This is a genomic window from Providencia sp. PROV252 (assembly GCF_033676005.1).
Classification (GTDB): Bacteria; Pseudomonadota; Gammaproteobacteria; order Enterobacterales; family Enterobacteriaceae; genus Providencia; species Providencia vermicola.
The window spans coordinates 2,692,266-2,705,789 of record NZ_CP096294.1 but is presented as its reverse complement, the minus strand read 5'-3'; the positions used below and the strand labels follow the sequence as shown (position 1 = coordinate 2,705,789).

General features: G+C 41.8%; 13 protein-coding genes. 9 read left to right on the top strand and 4 right to left on the bottom strand.

What is annotated here, in order from left to right; all coding sequences use genetic code 11:
* Window positions 1–2: 2 nt before the first annotated feature.
* On the top strand, window positions 3–200 hold the full coding sequence (locus M1F05_RS12500; RefSeq protein ID WP_206082365.1) for a DUF3311 domain-containing protein: 198 nt from the start codon (window positions 3–5) through the stop codon (window positions 198–200).
* On the top strand, window positions 197–1,639 hold the full coding sequence (locus M1F05_RS12495; RefSeq protein ID WP_206082364.1) for a sodium:solute symporter family protein: 1,443 nt from the start codon (window positions 197–199) through the stop codon (window positions 1,637–1,639). Before M1F05_RS12500 ends, M1F05_RS12495 begins: the two co-directional genes overlap by 4 nt.
* A 56-nt stretch (window positions 1,640–1,695) precedes the next feature.
* Here the strand turns inward: M1F05_RS12495 and M1F05_RS12490 are convergent, their stop codons facing one another.
* Window positions 1,696–2,166, bottom strand: a complete 471-nt coding sequence (locus M1F05_RS12490) for a DMT family transporter (protein ID WP_206082363.1) — start codon at window positions 2,164–2,166, stop codon at window positions 1,696–1,698.
* Between the two features lie 103 nt (window positions 2,167–2,269).
* Here M1F05_RS12490 and M1F05_RS12485 point away from each other — a divergent pair, with 103 nt between their 5' ends.
* Window positions 2,270–3,163, top strand: a complete 894-nt coding sequence (locus M1F05_RS12485; RefSeq protein WP_206082362.1) for a LysR family transcriptional regulator — start codon at window positions 2,270–2,272, stop codon at window positions 3,161–3,163.
* A gap of 53 nt (window positions 3,164–3,216) precedes the next feature.
* Here the strand turns inward: M1F05_RS12485 and pta are convergent, their stop codons facing one another.
* Both pta and ackA read right to left on the bottom strand, forming a co-directional pair.
* Window positions 3,217–5,361 carry a phosphate acetyltransferase gene (pta, locus tag M1F05_RS12480; RefSeq protein ID WP_206082361.1) on the bottom strand — a complete coding sequence of 715 codons (2,145 nt, stop codon included), beginning with the start codon at window positions 5,359–5,361 and terminating at the stop codon, window positions 3,217–3,219.
* A 71-nt stretch (window positions 5,362–5,432) separates the two neighbouring features.
* The gene (gene ackA / locus M1F05_RS12475; protein ID WP_206082360.1) at window positions 5,433–6,635 is read right to left on the bottom strand and encodes an acetate kinase; all 1,203 of its coding nucleotides are present in this window, start codon (window positions 6,633–6,635) and stop codon (window positions 5,433–5,435) included.
* 598 nt (window positions 6,636–7,233) lie between these two features.
* Here ackA and yfbV point away from each other — a divergent pair.
* The 5 genes from yfbV (at window position 7,234) to M1F05_RS12450 (ending at window position 12,488) form a co-directional block, all read left to right on the top strand.
* On the top strand, window positions 7,234–7,689 hold the full coding sequence (yfbV, locus tag M1F05_RS12470) for a terminus macrodomain insulation protein YfbV (protein WP_206082359.1): 456 nt from the start codon (window positions 7,234–7,236) through the stop codon (window positions 7,687–7,689).
* A 150-nt stretch (window positions 7,690–7,839) separates the two neighbouring features.
* Window positions 7,840–8,334, top strand: coding sequence for a YfbU family protein (locus tag M1F05_RS12465; protein WP_206082358.1), 495 nt, complete (start codon window positions 7,840–7,842; stop codon window positions 8,332–8,334).
* Between the two features lie 986 nt (window positions 8,335–9,320).
* Window positions 9,321–9,995 (top strand): sugar phosphatase, encoded by a 675-nt coding sequence (locus tag M1F05_RS12460; RefSeq protein WP_206082357.1) that lies wholly within the window; start codon window positions 9,321–9,323, stop codon window positions 9,993–9,995.
* Between the two features lie 88 nt (window positions 9,996–10,083).
* Complete coding sequence (locus tag M1F05_RS12455; protein ID WP_206082356.1) at window positions 10,084–11,913, top strand: SLC13 family permease; 1,830 nt, start codon at window positions 10,084–10,086, stop codon at window positions 11,911–11,913.
* A 155-nt stretch (window positions 11,914–12,068) separates the two neighbouring features.
* On the top strand, window positions 12,069–12,488 hold the full coding sequence (locus tag M1F05_RS12450; RefSeq protein ID WP_206082355.1) for a hypothetical protein: 420 nt from the start codon (window positions 12,069–12,071) through the stop codon (window positions 12,486–12,488).
* 92 nt (window positions 12,489–12,580) lie between these two features.
* Here the strand turns inward: M1F05_RS12450 and yfbR are convergent, their stop codons facing one another.
* On the bottom strand, window positions 12,581–13,162 hold the full coding sequence (gene yfbR, locus M1F05_RS12445) for a 5'-deoxynucleotidase (protein WP_206082354.1): 582 nt from the start codon (window positions 13,160–13,162) through the stop codon (window positions 12,581–12,583).
* 201 nt (window positions 13,163–13,363) lie between these two features.
* On the opposite strand from yfbR, the gene M1F05_RS12440 reads away from it, so the two are divergent.
* Window positions 13,364–13,495, top strand: a complete 132-nt coding sequence (locus tag M1F05_RS12440) for a hypothetical protein (RefSeq protein ID WP_272516247.1) — start codon at window positions 13,364–13,366, stop codon at window positions 13,493–13,495.
* Window positions 13,496–13,524 lie beyond the last annotated feature (29 nt).

The window sequence follows — 13,524 nt, the reverse complement described above, 5'->3', positions numbered from 1 at the left end:
TTATGAGATGGTATCACTACCTCGTTATTTTCCCTGTATTGGCATTAACCGTTGGAATTTATTATGCCAATGAGGTTGAGCCCTTTGTAATGGGGTTACCTTTTTTGATGTTTTGGATTGTGGCATGGGTGATCGTGACAGCACTTATCATGTTATTAATTAATGTGTTAGACAATAAAAATCTTAAGGAAACGTCATGAGTTCCGCATTAATTATTATTACGGTATTTTTCCTTTTCAGCATTTATTTGGCGATTAGAGCGAAAAAGGGAAAAACCATGGATCATGAAGGATGGTCTGTGGGGGGGCGAAGCTACGGGGCACTGCTCGTTTTCTTACTGAGTGCAGGGGAAATCTACACCACCTTTACGTTTCTGGGGGGAAGTGGTTGGGCATATGGTAAAGGCCCCGCAATCCTCTACACCTTGGCTGTAAATGCGTTTATGGGGATATTTTTATATTGGGTGCATCCGCGGGTCTGGCGCTTTGCAAAAGATAACGATGTTAGGACTATCTCTGAATTATTTACCAAGAAATATAATAGCCAAGGGCTTGGGTTGTTAATTAGCCTAATTTCTATTGCGGCAATGGTGCCATTATTTGTGCTCCAATTGAAAGGTCTTGGTATTATTGTTTCACAAGCGTCTTATGGTGCGATCCCTGCAGATATGGCGATTTGGATTGGTATTATTGCTGTTACGCTGTTTGTGATGATTTCAGGTATACATGGGTCAGCTTGGACATCCGCACTAAAAGATTTAATGATCTTAATTGTTGTGGTGTTTATTGGGATTTATATTCCGTTGCATTATTACGGCAGCTTTGGTGATATGTTTAAAGCCATTGATACCGCCATGCCGAGCTTCTTAACCTTCCCAAAAACAGGGCTGAATATTCCTTGGTATATTTCCACAATATTCCTATCTGTCGTGGCCTATTTTTGCTGGCCTCACTATATGGCGGCGGTATTTACCGCTAAGGATGAAAAATCACTTAAGCGAAATAGTATTTTAATTCCAGCGTATAGCTTAATTATGCTTTTTGCCTTTTTTGTTGGTTATGCGGCGATATTGCAAATTCCACACCTTGAAGGTTCAGCAGTGGATTTATCACTATTTGAAATATCGAAAGAGACGTTTTCACCTGTTGTTGTTGGTTTTATCGGTGCAGCAGGGATGTTAACTGCCTTAGTGCCAGGTTCGATGCTACTACTAACGACCTCCAATATGTTGGCGGGCGTGGTACAAAAAGCGGTGGGTGCAAGTGAAGAAAAGCGTCAGTCTGGTGTCTATGCGCGCTATATGGTGCCATTAGTGGCATTAGTAAGTTTGTACTTTATTTTTCATAGCAATGACACGTTAGTGGCAATTATGCTGCTCGGTGTAAATATTGTGGCGCAATTTTTCCCTGCGTTATTGATGAGTTTTAAACAGCAAAACCCAATGACGCCAGCGGGAGCTATCTGTGGGATTTCAGCGGGGGTTTTATTTCTCGCGGTAACCTATATCGAGAAAATTTCGTTAGCACAATTGTTCCCTTGGTTAGGGGAACAACTGAGTTTTATGAATATCGGTATTGCTGCATTTATTCTGAATATTATTGTTGCGGTGGTGGTGTCGTTATTTACCCATAAAAAGTAATATTACGACACCAACCTAAAATAAATACCCGCTTTATGCGGGTATTTTTATGCCAATTATTTACGAGACAGCTGAACACACAATACGCCAGCAATGACCAAACCTATGCCGAATATTTTACCGAACGGTATTGGATTTTGTGGCATACCAAACCAGCCGAAGTGCTCTATCAAAGCCGAAATGATTAATTGCCCTGCAATTACCATAACAAAGAAGGTCGTACTGCCAATCTTAGGAACTAAAATCAATGCCGAAGTGAGGTAAATCATACCGGCTATCCCACCAAACCAGATCCAAATAGGTTGGCTGAATAGTTCAACGCTAAAATTGGGTTTTGGCACTTTAAAAACAAATAATAGTGGAATAAGAACGATAATACTGATAATCAGTGAAATGGCACTCGCCCAAAGCGGATGCCCCAAATGGCGGGCTAATACGGCGTTACTTGCAGCTTGAATCGGGACGACAACCCCTGCAAATAGAGCAGCTAAAGCTAAAATAATTCCAGATAATGAAAGTGTAGACATATAAACCTCAAAGTTAACAGGGGAATATGATTGATTTAAGATAAGCTTAATGAGCGGGGAACTGATTAGGAAATGAACATTTTTATAAGGTGATATTCGCCAGATGAATAACTTAAGAAGATTAGATGTGAATCAATTAGTTACCTTATTGGTACTATTGCGAGAACGTCATGTTAGCCGTGCTGCGGAGGCTTTATATAAAAGCCAGCCCGCAGTTAGTCATACTTTGAATCAGCTTCGTGAATTATTTCAAGACCCACTTTTGGTGCGCCGGCAGGGGCAGTATCAATTAACCAGTAAAGCGGAATCATTATATGGGCCATTAGCACAGGCATTGGAACAGTTGGACTACTTGATTACTCAGCAAGACTTTCAGCCTGCTTTGTGCCATCGACGGTTTAATATTGCGCTGTCAGATTATGGTGCGGCAATAATTGCACAACCGCTTACGCATTATCTGCGATTACATGCACCTGATGTGGATTTGAAAATTTGGCATTGTAGCCGAGAAGAAATGCAAAACAAGTTGCTAGAAGGGAGTTTAGATTTAGCATTTGGCGTGTTTAATGCGCTAGATAATACACTACGTGCACAGTCTGTTTTCCAAGATAAAATGGTGAGTGTGGCAGATAAATCAATTTGCCCAAATGGAATGATGGAGCTGAACGAATGGTTATCTTATCCGCATGTTGCAGTGAGTATGAAACCGTTTGATACAAACGAGGTGGATTTGCAATTAAAACGCTTAAATCAGCATAGGCGTGTCGCTATAACAGTACCTTATTGGCAAGTTGCTCCACAACTTATTGTAGGTACAGATCTCATCTTAACTATCGCTCAAAAGATTTTTTCACAGAAAATAGATGAACACTGTGTGATATTTGAACCGCCGATTGCTATTTCGCCTCTTGATTTTCAAATGATTTGGCATGAACGAAGTGATGCAGATAACGCGTTGAATTGGCTAAGAGAGATTATTGTTAGTTTATTAATATAATAAAAAATGCCAGTCAGTGACACTGGCTGGCATTCATCGCAATAATTGATTAACTATGCGTTTTCGTTTTGTACTGCTTGGATAGCGGTTAACGCAACGGTATAAACGATATCATCAACTAATGCCCCACGAGACAAGTCATTGACTGGTTTACGCATACCTTGCAGCATTGGGCCGATTGATACGAGGTCAGCCGAACGTTGTACCGCTTTATAGGTGGTGTTACCCGTGTTCAGATCAGGGAAGATAAACACCGTTGCTTTACCTGCAACAGGGGAGTTAGGCGCTTTCGATTTCGCCACGTCAGCCATTACCGCTGCATCATACTGCAATGGACCATCAATCATCAGGTCAGGGCGTTTTTCTTGCGCTAAACGGGTTGCTTCACGCACTTTTTCAACATCACTACCTGCGCCTGAATCACCTGTTGAGTAAGAGATCATTGCAACACGCGGGTCGATACCAAACGCTTTTGCAGAATCCGCAGATTGGATAGCGATTTCAGATAATTGCTCAGCGGTTGGATCTGGGTTGATTGCACAGTCACCATAAACAAAGACTTGCTCAGGTAACAACATAAAGAACACCGATGAAACCAGTGAGCTACCTGGCGCAGTTTTGATCAACTGAAGCGGTGGACGGATAGTATTGGCGGTGGTATGCACTGCACCTGAAACTAAGCCATCTACTTCGCCTTTTTCGAGCATCAATGTACCGAGAACCACGTTATCTTCAAGTTGTTCACGAGCAACAACTTCGGTCATGCCTTTGCTCTTACGCAGCTCAACAAGGCGTGCAACGTATTCTTCACGAACCTTAACTGGGTCAACGATTTCAATACCCGTACCTAATTCAATACCCTGTGCAGCAGCAACACGGCGGATATCGTCAGGGTTGCCTAACAGAACACACGTTGCGATACCGCGTTCAGCACAGATAGACGCTGCTTTAACCGTACGAGGTTCATCACCTTCAGGCAGAACGATACGTTTGCCCGCTTTGCGTGCTAATTCGGTTAATTGGTAGCGGAACGCTGGTGGTGACAAACGGTTTGGACGTTCAGAGTCAGCTACTAAAGATTCAATCCAGTCGCTACTAATATGGCGAGCCACGTAGTTTTGAATTTTTTCGATACGTTCATGGTCATCCGCAGGTACTTCTAAGCTGAAGCTTTGTAGATTTAGGGAGGTCTGCCATGTGTTGCTTTTCACCATGAAGACAGGTAAGCCAGTTTCGAATGCTTGTTCGCACAGTTGACGAATAGGGGCATCGATGTTGTAGCCACCCGTTAACAGAACCGCACCAATTTCAACACCGTTCATTGCCGCTAAAGATGCTGAAACCAGTACGTCAGGGCGGTCAGCAGAGGTCACTAACAGTGAGCCTGGACGGAAGTGCTCAAGCATGTGCGGGATGCTACGCGCACAAAATGTGACAGATTTAACGCGGCGAGTTTTGATTTCACCTTCGTTAACAATCTCCGCACCTAAGTGTTTTGCCATGTCGATTGCACGCGTGGCGATTAAATCGAAGTTCCATGGAATAGACGCGAGCACAGGCAGATTTAGCGCAGAAAGTTGCTTAGGATCGAGATTTGCAACGGTTGCTTTGGTTGAATCATCAAAGATTTCAGATAGGTCAGGGCGAGTGCGGCCTTGTTCATCAACGGGTGCATTCACTTTATTAATGATAACACCGATAATATTTTTATTACGTTGACCACCAAATTCGTTACGAACCAGCTCTAAACGCTCTTGCATTTGAGTGATTGAGCTGTTGCCCGTCGCAGTAACAAAAACAATTTCAGCGCCTAACGTTTTGGCTATCTCATAGTTTAATGACTGAGCAAAAGAGTGTTTACGCGTTGGCACTAAGCCTTCAATTAAAATCACTTCCGCATTTTTAGTATGATCATGGTAACGAGCCACGATCTCTTCCATTAATACGTCTTTTTTAGATGATGTCAGCAGTGATTCAACGTATTCCATGGTCAGTGGTTCAACAATGGTCGTAATACTTGAATGGGAGCGCAGAACTTCAGTAGTTTGGTCTTTATTGCCAGAGATGCGGGGCTGTGCGATAGGTTTGAAAACGCTTAATTGAACACCTTTTTGTTCCATTGAGCGAACGACACCTAGGCTAACGCTTGTTAAGCCAACGCTGGTGCCGGTAGGTATTAACATAATTGTACGTGACACGGGAACCTCTTTATTTCGGTTACTCTAATGACAAAACGATACCGCCAGCATTTGCTGGCGGTAGAAGTTTCTTATGCGGTTAAACGCGCAGTATCTTGAGCGATAACCAACTCTTCATTGGTTGCGATAACCAGCGCTGGACGGCTGTTATCGGTAGTGATTAAACCTTCTTTGCCGAAGCGTGCCGCTAAGTTACGTTCGTGGTCATATTCGAAACCAAGGATAGCCAGTTTCTTCAGGGTAATTTCACGAACTTGTGCGGAGTTTTCACCAATACCACCTGTGAAGATGATAGCATCAAGACGGCCTTCCATCAGTGCACTGTATGCACCAACGTATTTCGCTAAACGGTGGCAGAAAACGTCCATTGCACGGGTTGCATCTTCTTTTGTGCCATAGTTGTCTTCAACATAGCGACAATCGCTTGTTACACCAGTTAAGCCTAATAAGCCAGATTCTTTAGTCAGCATTTTGTTGATTTGATCAACACTCATGCCTAAAGCGTCATGTAAATGGAAAATGATGGCAGGGTCGATATCACCACTACGTGTTCCCATGACTAAGCCTTCTAATGGGGTTAAGCCCATAGAGGTATCAACACATTGACCGTTAACAATCGCAGTGACAGAACCGCCGTTGCCTAAATGGCAAGTGATAACGTTTAATTCTTCAACAGGTTTGTTGAGTTTTTTCGCCGCTTCACGAGAAACATAGAAATGGCTTGTGCCGTGTGCGCCGTAACGGCGGATGCTATGTTCAGAATACAATTCGTATGGCAGGGCATACAGATAGGCTTCTTGTGGCATTGTCTGATGGAACGCGGTGTCAAATACAGCCACGTTTTTGTTGATCAGATGAGGGAATGATTTTCTTGCCTCTTCAATACCAATTAGGTGAGCAGGGTTATGCAGTGGAGCAAATGGGATTGCCGCTTCAATACCTTCAATCACGTCGTCAGTGATTAAAACAGAAGAGGTGAATTTCTCGCCGCCGTGAACAATACGGTGACCGATCGATGTAATTTGCGCTGACAACTCAGGTTTTTCAGCAAGAATGGTGTTAACAATGAAATTCAATGCTTCGCTATGCGCCGCACCAGCACCTAAAGGAGCTTCCTTTTTAGCACCATCCATTTTCCATTTAATACGGGCTTCAGGGAGATTGAAACACTCAGCTAAACCGGATAAAAACTCGTCACCGTTAGTTGGATCGATGATGGCGAATTTCAGTGAGGAGCTACCGCAGTTTAGAACCAGTACCAGCTTACTTGACATGGAAATACCTATCGTTAATTGTTGTTGTGAAGCCTTTAAAAAACATGAAAAAGACTCAGATATAAAAATATGGCGTGTTAGAGCCTAGCGTATTTATGACCTGAAACATCATGATTGATATCATGTTAAAGGCGAAAAAGTTAAAGATCTTGGTAATCTTCAAGGGTTTTATAAAGCTATCGTTACTCTTTTGTGCAAAGTGCAATATAAAAGAAAACTTCGCATCTGGTGTTGAAATAACGACCAAAACCCCAATATATAACTGTTGTCTATCTTTTTATTAAAAAGATGGATAAAGCGATAAAGTAACAAATTCAACAGCAATTCTAAATGTGGCAGATTCTACTAAAAATATTTTATATTTTATACGTTTTTTTTAAAAATAGGTCGTTTGATTGATTAAAATCATAAGTGTCGTATAAAGTGTAGTTATAGCACGAAGTTAGGTATTTATTAGAATAGCTGATTTTAATGAAAGTCGCTTATCTTAAGGTAAATTGAATAAAATAATTTGTTTAACTTAAGTGTGCGTTCTTGTTCACAATGGCGTAAGCTTAACGGCAGCTAGTCAGTTTTAGAAGTGCATAGGAAACGATTCATGAGTACATTGCAAAATACACCTCCAGGTTTTTTTAAACGTTTCAGATTAGGCAATCGCTATCTGAAAATTTTTCCTATGGAAAAAAAACTGTCACCTATCTTCCCTGAAATCAGAATTAATAAAGCGGTACGTTTTGGTATTCGCTTTATGCCACCCATTGCTATTTTCACGCTCGCCTGGCAAATCGCTTTAGGTGGGCAGCTTGGCCCCGCCATCGCAACCGCATTATTTGCTTGCAGTTTACCAATGCAAGGGTTGTGGTGGTTAGGGAAACGTGCGTCTACACCATTGCCATCTGGCTTGCTGAGCTGGTTTTATGAGATCCGTGATAAATTTACGGCGGCTGGAATAGCAATGGCACCTGTTGAACAACAGCCTGATTATATGGCGTTGGCTGACCTTCTTAAGCGTGCATTTAACCAATTAGATCGCTCTTTTATGGAAGATGTTTAGCAAAAAATGGCTGTACAGTTATTGTTAAAAGCTAGATTTAACAATAAGTAATACAAAAAGCGTGTTTAGATCAATAAAAGCGATGTTTTCACTGTCTTAGATGTGGGTTGAGTGCGAAGATAAGCCATACTTTTCTGTAGGAGAGCTGTGATGGAAATGACGAATGCCCAACGCCTGATTTTATCAAATCAATACAAAATGATGACAATGTTAGACCCAGATAACGCGGAACGTTATCGCCGCCTGCAAACGATTATTGAACGCGGTTTTGGGTTACAGATGCGTGAGCTAGACAGAGATTTCGGCCATTTAAGCGAAGAAACGTGTCGCACAGTGATTGAAATTATGGAGATGTACCATGCACTGCAAGTTTCCTACAGTAATTTGCCTGAAAAACAAGATATTGATGGTCGCCGAGTCCAATTTTTAGGTTTTGATGCAGCAACAGAAGCACGCTATTTAAGCTATGTGCGTTTTATGGTGAACACAGAAGGGCGTTATACCCATTTTGATAGCGGAACTCATGGGTTCAACTCACAAACGCCAATGTGGGAGAAATATGTGCGAATGTTGTCGATTTGGCATGCGTGTCCAAGGCAGTATCATCTATCAGCGGTGGAGATTTCCCAGATCTTAAACGCCTAATGCTCGTCATTCTTCGCGCTGTCGCGTTGTTGACTGCGTTCGGCTACTCGGGTCACATACTTTTGTATGCTCCCCGAGATATCCTCTCTGGTCGCCTAGCGACAACGCGAATAATTTAGAGCGTATTTGCTCGTCGTATTTTGGGCTGTAGCGGTGTTGACTGCGTTCGGCTACTCGGGTCACATACTTTTGTATGCTCCCCGAGATATCCTCTCTGGTCGCCTAGCGACAACGCGAATAATTTAGAGCATATTTGCTCGTCGTATTTTGGGCTGTAGCGGTGTTGACTGCGTTCGGCTACTCGGGTCACATACTTTTGTATGCTCCCCGAGATATCCTCTCTGGTCGCCTAGCGACAACGCGAATAATTTAGAGCATATTTGCTCGTCGTATTTTGGGCTGTAGCGGTGTTGACTGCGTTCGGCTACTCGGGTCACATACTAGTGTATGCTCCCCGAGATATCCTCTCTGGTCGCCTAGCGACAACGCGAATAATTTAGAGCATATTTGCTCGTCGTATTTTGGGCTGTAGCGGTGTTGACTGCGTCCGGCTACTCGGGTCACATACTTTTGTATGCTCCCCGAGATATCCTCTCTGGTTGCCTAGCGACAACGCGAATAATTTAGAGCATATTTGCTCGTCGTATTTTGGGCTGTAGCGGTGTTGACTTCACACACTAACCCTAGTCACATACTCATGTATGCTCCTAGGGATTAGCACGCTTGCCGCCTAGCTACAGCACAAACTCCTTAGAGCAATCTCGTCATACTTCACTTTATCGCTTAGCGACAACGCGGATAATTTAGAACGCCAAATTTCATTCTTTTCTCATGATTTTTACTTCTCACACGCATTCAAATCTAAGCCTTAGTATCAATTCTTAATTATTTTTAATATTGAGGTTGCGTGTATGTGCCCATTTAGCGTTAACTAATGGACCAGAATCGATTCAATTATTATGTGAATAGCAAATAAAGGGGTAGACGTGAAATTAAAGGCAAAAGGGTTTCTATTTGATTTAGATGGCACATTGGCAGATTCCTTGGCAGTGGTTGAGCGCTGTTGGTGTAAGTTTGGCGAACGAATTGGTGTAGACTCGGCCGAAGTCATTAATTTTATCCATGGAAAACCCGCGTTAACTAGTTTGCGTCACTTTTTACCCGAGGCGAGTGATGAAGAAATTATGGGGTATTTTCGCTGGTTAGAAAAAATGGAAAGTGAAGATGTGGAGGGCGTTGTGGCCCTACCTGGTGCGATTGCCTTGCTGTCACGTTTAAATGAAATTGGAGCTCCGTGGGCAATTGTCACATCGGGGACAGTGCCAATTGCTCATGGCCGCCAACAAGCGGCGGGACTGCCTGAGCCAAAACATTGGGTAACATTTGAAAAAGTGTCCAAAGGTAAGCCTGATCCAGAACCGTTTATGTTAGGGGCTAAAGCACTTTCATTGCCTGAAAAATCCTGCATTGCCTTCGAAGATGCCCAAGCAGGCATTCATTCCGCACTTAGTGCTGGTTGCCAAGTGGTCGCAGTCCATGCTCCAGAAAGCTTACCGCGTCGTAATGAAATTGATGTAATTGTCAGTTCGTTAGAGCAAATTTCTGTTATGGGACCAGACATTAATGGGGATTATGAACTTTTAGTGTCAAAGTTACCTTAATCGTGATCTAATCAAAGAAATTCTCCGTAAAACGTGGTTAACTAAAGAAAATCTTTAGCAATGTTTTTTTTCGTCGAAAGGGGATATTTTGAACGGAGAATTGCTGTGGGTATTAACCCTCCTACTGATAGCGGTCGTTCTTTTTACCACGAATAAAATCCGCATGGATGTGGTGGCATTACTGGTGATTGTTGCGTTTGTGCTCAGCGACACCTTAACATTAGAACAAGCGACATCAGGCTTTGCTGATCCGAACGTGTTATTGATAGCGGCATTGTTCGTTATTGGTGATGGTCTCGTTCGTACAGGGATCGCATATCAAATGGGGGATTGGCTTGTTCGCGTTGCAGGAAGTAGCGAGAGCAAAATGTTAGTGTTTTTGATGCTGACAGTCGCTGGGCTCGGTGCCTTTATGAGCTCGACAGGTGTTGTTGCCATTTTTATTCCTGTCGTGTTGAGTGTTGCTGCGAGAATGAAAACATCGCCAGGTAGATTAATGATGCCACTAGGCTTTGCAGGGCTAATCAGTGGCATGATGACCCTAGTCGCGACGCCACCTAACATGGTCGTAAATAGTGAGTTAGTACGCGAAGGCATCAAAGGCTTTCAATTTTTCTCAATTACCCCTATTGGTATTCTTATTTTGCTGGCAGGTATTGCCTATATGTGGTTAACACGTCGCTGGTTGGGCAGTAATGAGCCTGATAAACTTCCTGAACGCTACCGCCGTACCTTCCGTGATTTAATTCGTGATTATAAGCTGACAGGCCGTGCACGCCGCTTAGCTATCCGTAAAGGTTCACCGTTGATTGGCCATACCCTTGATGAACTCCATTTACGTTCACGTTATGAAGCTAACGTGGTGGGTATTGAGCGCTGGCGGAAATTTCGCCGTGTGATGGTCAGCGCAACGGGCGGAACAGAACTACGTGAACGAGATGTTTTATTGGTCGATATTTCTGTAAGTGATGACGATTTACGCCTGTTTTGCAGTGAACAATTGCTTGAGCCAATGATTTTACGTGGAGACTATTTCTCTGACCAGTCCCGTGATGTGGGGATGGCGGAAGTTTCTATGAACCCAGACTCTGAGTTACTGGGAAAAAGTTTACGAGACATTAAGTTTCGTACACGATACGGCTTGAACGTGGTGGGTATTCGCCGTGATGGTAAGGCATTAGATGGCAAGTTAGTGGATGAGCCTCTACGCCTTGGTGATATTTTGTTGGTGATCGGTGATTGGAAACTCATTCGTATCTTATCGACAAAACCACGTAATTTTATTGTGCTAAATTTGGCTGCTGAGGTTGAAGCCGTTGCGCCAGCTGCGTCACAAGCACCACATGCCTTGTTTTGTCTCGCACTGATGGTTGCCATGATGGTAACCAATGAGATCCCAAATTTTATTGCAGCTTTGATAGCTTGTTTACTGATGGGTAAATTCCGCTGTATTGACATGGAAAGCGCGTACAAATCTATTCACTGGCCAAGTATTATTTTAATCGTCGGTATGATGCCGTTTGCTATTGCTTTGCAAGAAACGGGCGGTATTGCCCTTGCGGTTGATGGCCTAATGAAGGTCGCAGGGGGGTTAGGCCCACATGTGATGTTACTGTGTTTATTTATTCTGTGTGCCACTATTGGGTTGTTTATCTCTAATACTGCCACGGCAGTCCTTATGGCCCCTATTGCGATTGCTGCTGCACGGCAAATGGAGGTATCCCCTTTACCATTTGCAATGGTAATTGGTATCGCAGCATCTGCTGCATTTATGACTCCCGTTTCATCACCCGTTAATACCTTAGTGCTTGGCCCTGGGGGATATAAGTTTTCTGACTTCTTAAAAATTGGTGTACCGTTTACGATTATTGTGATGTTTATCAGTATTGCGGTTATTCCAATACTATTTCCGTTTTAAGTCAATATAAAAATAACTTCAATAAAGGGCTCTAAATATAATAGAGCCCTTTTGATATTAAAAATAATAAATTTATAATATTTAATATCTTTTAAAAGTGAATTCTCTACTGATATTCTCTTCAACTCACTACATATCAATTATAGGATAATGAAATGAGTCAAAATGAATCGTGGGGAGATGAGCGTTTTACTTACGGTTACTGTGATTTTGAAAACTATTGGGGGGAAGAGTTATCAAGTGTTGAATTAACTCACTTTGTTTCTGGTTATTTTGATGTAACCAAAAAATTAAATACCTCAAAGACAGTTTATGACATTCCAGATAGGACTGAACTGAAAAGAATATTTACCATATTATTTGAGCGAGCTACAATAGATTCATATGATTTTTGGTCAATAAAACTTGTAACTAAGAGTGGGGCGGTTTATGAAACTAAAGAGCCTTTACGTTGTACTATCTCCATTGATGATTCTGAGTTTGTAATATTAGGCGTTAATGGGGATGCAAAAACATTGTATGTTGCATTCTCTACAATGATAGGTTGTAGTGTAAAGTTAAACAAAGTTGGTTAAGCTATTTTATAAGGTGAAGTTAGATCTAGCCTACAGTTTTTAGATTGGTAAATTAACAGATATATAAGTAGATATAACATACTACTTATATATTAATTGCTAATTTCATCTAACGAAAGCGTAAAACCTGGAACAAATTTTTCCATAAAATAATCCATTTCAGGGCTTTTTCTTTCTGCTAGCATTTTTTCAAGGCGCTTTTTGGCCAATTTAAATTCGCTATTTCCCGCAGACAACTCTTCCAAACATTTTAAATAAGCACACAGGGAATCTGCTTGCTTAACAATAAAATGTTCTTCTTCAGATTGTAAGTCTTCAATAATTAACTCCCTGAAGTCATCTTGAAGCTCATCAGGTAGCATATCCAACAGCTTTTGTTGGGCAAATTTTTCTATTTTTTTGTATTCATAGGCAATTTGTTGATTATGGTATTTGATAGGCGTAGGCAAATCTCCAGTAATAACTTCACTTGCATCGTGGTACATGGCAAGTAAAGCAATACGAGATGCATCAACATTACCCCCAAATTTTTTATTCTTAATGATGGCAAGTGCATGAGCAACCATCGCAACTTGTAAGCTGTGTTCGGAGACATTTTCCGTTCGGACATTACGCATGAGTGGCCAACGGTGAATTAGTTTCATTCTAGCAAGGTGTGCAAAAAAGTAGCTCATAAGTCCTCATAAACAGTGCTATACAATGGGTAAATTATAACGCGTATAGGCTCGGAGGGATATGTATTTATGCCAAGTTATTATTTAAAGTAAATCAAAATAACGATAATTAGCTCTATTGAAAAATAATGTTTAATTAAAAAATCGATGACTTATTATCTAATTTTGATGAAGGTGATATTAGATAATAAAGGGGTTAATATGGCTAATAACGAACGCGGGCAAAAAGGTTTTGTTTCTATAGAAAACTATTGGGGTAACAAAATCAAGTCGATTATAGTTATGCACAGTGCAGATAATATAGAAAAAACGGAGGGGCTGTTAATAATATAAGCCATGGTGAAAAAGAAGAAAATGTTTTT

What these genes read in the sequence shown, in the direction of transcription:
- M1F05_RS12500 (WP_206082365.1), top strand. Translation starts at nt 3, where the DNA reads ATGAGATGGTATCACTACCTCGTTATTTTCCCTGTATTGGCATTAACC.
- M1F05_RS12495 (WP_206082364.1), top strand. Translation starts at nt 197, where the DNA reads ATGAGTTCCGCATTAATTATTATTACGGTATTTTTCCTTTTCAGCATT.
- M1F05_RS12490 (WP_206082363.1), bottom strand. Translation starts at nt 2,166, where the DNA reads ATGTCTACACTTTCATTATCTGGAATTATTTTAGCTTTAGCTGCTCTA.
- M1F05_RS12485 (WP_206082362.1), top strand. Translation starts at nt 2,270, where the DNA reads ATGAATAACTTAAGAAGATTAGATGTGAATCAATTAGTTACCTTATTG.
- ackA (WP_206082360.1), bottom strand. Translation starts at nt 6,635, where the DNA reads ATGTCAAGTAAGCTGGTACTGGTTCTAAACTGCGGTAGCTCCTCACTG.
- yfbV (WP_206082359.1), top strand. Translation starts at nt 7,234, where the DNA reads ATGAGTACATTGCAAAATACACCTCCAGGTTTTTTTAAACGTTTCAGA.
- M1F05_RS12465 (WP_206082358.1), top strand. Translation starts at nt 7,840, where the DNA reads ATGGAAATGACGAATGCCCAACGCCTGATTTTATCAAATCAATACAAA.
- M1F05_RS12450 (WP_206082355.1), top strand. Translation starts at nt 12,069, where the DNA reads ATGAGTCAAAATGAATCGTGGGGAGATGAGCGTTTTACTTACGGTTAC.
- yfbR (WP_206082354.1), bottom strand. Translation starts at nt 13,162, where the DNA reads ATGAGCTACTTTTTTGCACACCTTGCTAGAATGAAACTAATTCACCGT.
- M1F05_RS12440 (WP_272516247.1), top strand. Translation starts at nt 13,364, where the DNA reads ATGGCTAATAACGAACGCGGGCAAAAAGGTTTTGTTTCTATAGAAAAC.